Origin of the sequence: uncultured Frigoribacterium sp., assembly GCF_963515265.1 — a bacterium.
Taxonomy (GTDB): Bacteria; Actinomycetota; Actinomycetes; order Actinomycetales; family Microbacteriaceae; genus Frigoribacterium.
Genome location: NZ_CAUPYL010000239.1, coordinates 1 through 3,357 on the forward strand (window position 1 = coordinate 1; position 3,357 = coordinate 3,357).

Below are 3,357 nucleotides of genomic sequence, written 5' to 3' on the forward strand. Positions count from 1 at the left end.
GGTCGAGGGCGACGTCGGGCTGACCCGCCGTCGCATCGCCGTGCTGACCCGCCGTCGTGCCGCCGTGCACGAGCAGCATCGACCCGTCGTGGTCGAGCGTCGCGACGACGGCGGCCGCCCCCGAGCGCTCGAGCAACGAGGAGGCGGCGGCCTCGACGCGCTCGACGCGGACGTCGGTGGGCAGCGAGTCGCCGATCGCGATCCCCGCGAGGGCCCCGCTCTCGCCCGCGTTCGGCGTGACGAGGTCGGGCCGCAGCCGCGCCCAGGGAGCGAGGTCGTGCGCGTCGACCACGACGAGCGGCGGGCGGTCGGCGGCGGGCCGGGCGACGAGGGCGTCGAGCACGACGCCGGTGAGGCACCCGGAGGCGTAGTCGCAGACGAGCTCGGCGTCGGCGCCGTGGGCCTGCGCGAGCGCGGCCTCGGCGAGCAGCGCGAGGGAGGCGGCCGGCGCGGGCTCCGACTCCACGTCGTCCAGCCGGATGAGCACCTGGTCGTCGACGAGCACCCGGTTCTTCGCGACGGTGGCACGGCCGCGCACGCGCACCACGCCCGTGGTGTCGACGCCGTGCGAGGCGAGCAGCTCGGTGAGCCGTCGGCCGGCCTCGTCGTCGCCGACGATCCCCGCGAGCCGCACCCGCGCGCCCAGGGCGGCGAGGTTGACCGCCGTGTTGGCGGCGCCGCCCGGCACGAACCGGCGGTCGGCCACCTCGACGACGGGCACGGGAGCCTCGCGCGTCATGCGCTCGGTCGTGCCCTGCCACCAGCCGTCGAGCACGAGGTCGCCGACGACGCTGACGACCGGGGCGGCGTCGCGCAGGGCGCGCACCACCTCGGGGCTCAGCCCCCGGACCTGGCCGAGGTCGATCGGGCCCGCCACGTCAGTCGCCCTCGGCGGGGGAGGAGGGGCGCACGCGGAGCTCGGTGTCGTCCTCACCCCTGCCGGTGCCGTGCGGCGCCTCGGCCGAGTCCTGGCCCCCGACCTGGTCGCCCGCGGCGAGCGGTGCCGAGGAGGTGCCCCGCACCTCCCGGTGCCCGCCGTCGGCCGCGAGCACGGGGACCCCGTAGTGCACGACCTTCGTCAGCGTCAGCTCGTCGAGCAGCTCGGGGCCGTAGCCGAAGCCGGAGCCGCTCTCGCCGCGCGGCTGGGCTGATCCGCCCGGTGCTCCGCCGAAGACGGCGTTGATCTTGACGGTGCCGACGGGCAGGTCGGCCAGAGCCCGGTTCGCGTGCGCGATCGAGCCCGTGAGCACGGTCGCCGCGAGCCCGTGGCGGTCGTGACAGGCGAGGCGCAGGGCCTCGTCGAAGTCGTCGACGACCTGCACGGGGGCGACGGGGCCGAAGGTCTCCTCCTGCATGATCGTCATGTGCGGCCGACAGCCCGTCAGCACCGTGGCGGGCCACCACGATCCCGGGCCCTCGGGGGTCGTGCCGCCGATCTCGACCGTCGCCCCGTCGGCGACGGCCTCGTCGACCTGGCGCTGCACCTCGGCACGGAGGCGGGCGTCGACGAGCGGGCCCATCTCGAGCCGGTCGTGTCGCCGGGCCGCCTCGGCGACGAGCGCCTCGACGAAGGCGGCGGCGACGTCCCGGTGCACGAAGATGCGCTCCACGCTGGTGCAGATCTGGCCCGCGTTGGCGAACGAGCCGATCGCCGCCTGCTCCGCCGCCCAGACGGGATCGACGTCGCCGTCGACGATGAGGGCGTCGTTGCCGCCGTTCTCGAGCACGACGTGGGCGCCGGTCAGCGCGGCCATGCGCGCGATGCGCCGGCCCGTCGCGGTCGAGCCGACGTGGGCGACGGCGTCGACGCCCGGCTGCTCGGTGAGCGCGGCGCCCACGCCGCCGCCTCCCGAGACGGTGACGAGCACGTCGGGCGGCAGCGTCTCGGCGAGCACGCGGCCGAGCAGCTCGCCGACGTGCGGGCAGCGCTCGCTCGGCTTGTGCACGACCGTGCTGCCCGTGACGAGCGCGGCACCGATCAGGCCGCAGGCGACGGCGACGGGGTCGTTCCAGGGGGTGATCGCCGCGACGACGCCCCGGGGCTGGTCGATCGTGAAGTCGGCGGACTCTCGGCTCCCGACGAGGCTGAGGCCGCGGTGCACGGGCCCGAGCTCGGCGTACTGGCGCAGGGTGTCGGCACCGGCGAGCACCCCGCCGAGGGAGTCGTCGAACGGCTTGCCGGTCTCGCGCTGGTTGAGCGCGGCGAGCTCGGCGGCGTGCTCGCGGAGGGCCGCGGCGGCGCCGTGCAGCTGGGCGCCGCGGTCCGCGGCGGGCGTGCGCTCCCAGTCGTGCTGGGCGGCCCGCGCCCGGCGCACGGCCTCGACGACCTCGTCGCGGTCGGCCTCGCGGATCTCGCCCACCGTCGACCCGTCGCTCGGGTCGAGGACGGTCAGCACGCCGTCGGCCGCCGACCTGCCGACGACCGGGCCGGGCCGGTGGTCGCGCGCGTCGTCGGGCGCGACGTCGTCGTGCGGGTGCGCGTCGACGGCGTCGTCGGGGCGGGTGCCAGGGGCCCAGGTCGTCATGGAGGCGTCCTCTCGTGTCGGTGCTCGTGCCCTACCCCGGCTCGGCGCGCCTCACACGTGGTCGGGGTCGCGGGGCCGGGGCCGGGGCGGGGAGCGGACGGTGCAGGGGCAGGAGGGCGTTTGGCCACGAGGCCCGCAGGGCAGGGGGCCGACGAGAGAGAGGACCCCGTGCAGCCCGACACCACCGCACCCGCCCGTCCGGCGCCCGCCCGCCCGGCGCCCGACCGCCCCGCGTCGTCCCAGCCCGTCCCCGGCCTGCCGGAGCTGCATCCGCGCTTCGACGACGTCCACGAGATCGCCGTCCTCCGCGGCGGAGGCATCGGCGACCTCGTCTTCGCCCTGCCCGCGATCGAGGCGCTCGCCGCGGCGTACCCCGCGGCCCGCCTCACGCTGCTCGGCTCGCCCGTCCACCGGGCCCTGCTCGCCGGACGCACCTCCGGCGTCGACGAGGTCGCCGTGCTGCCCGTCGTCCCCGGCGTCGGCGACGCGTCGGGCACCGAGGTCGACGCCGTCGCCACCGAGGAGTTCGTCGCTCGCCACCGTGCGCGCCGCTACGACCTGGCCGTGCAGGTGCACGGCGGGGGACGCAACTCGAACCCGTTCCTGCACCGGCTCGGCGCCCGGCACACGATCGGCACGCGGACCCCCGACGCGATCCCGCTCGAGCGCACGATCCCCTACGTCTACTACCAGCACGAGGTGCTGCGCGCCCTCGAGGTCGTGGCGCTCGCCGGCGCCTCCTCGTCGGGGCGTCCGGTGCTCTCGCCGACCCGGGCCGAGCGGGGCCGCGGGGCGGCGCTCGTCGGCGGTGGTCCGGCCGGCACGTCGGCCG

The 3,357-nt window shown here is 77.2% G+C and carries 3 protein-coding genes; 1 reads left to right on the plus strand and 2 read right to left on the minus strand.

Going from position 1 to position 3,357, the window contains the following annotated elements; translation table 11 throughout:
- A partial coding sequence (locus RWM17_RS13245) for a PfkB family carbohydrate kinase (RefSeq protein WP_314104406.1) occupies window positions 1-877 on the minus strand: 877 nt, incomplete at its 3' end.
- A gap of 1 nt (window position 878) precedes the next feature.
- Window positions 879-2,525: an aldehyde dehydrogenase family protein gene (locus RWM17_RS13250; protein WP_314104408.1), complete on the minus strand. Its 1,647-nt coding sequence runs from the start codon at window positions 2,523-2,525 to the stop codon at window positions 879-881.
- Between the two features lie 168 nt (window positions 2,526-2,693).
- Between RWM17_RS13250 and RWM17_RS13255 the strand changes: the two genes are divergently transcribed.
- Window positions 2,694-3,357, plus strand: a 664-nt coding sequence (locus RWM17_RS13255) for a glycosyltransferase family 9 protein (protein WP_399540491.1), incomplete at its 3' end; no start/stop codon positions are given.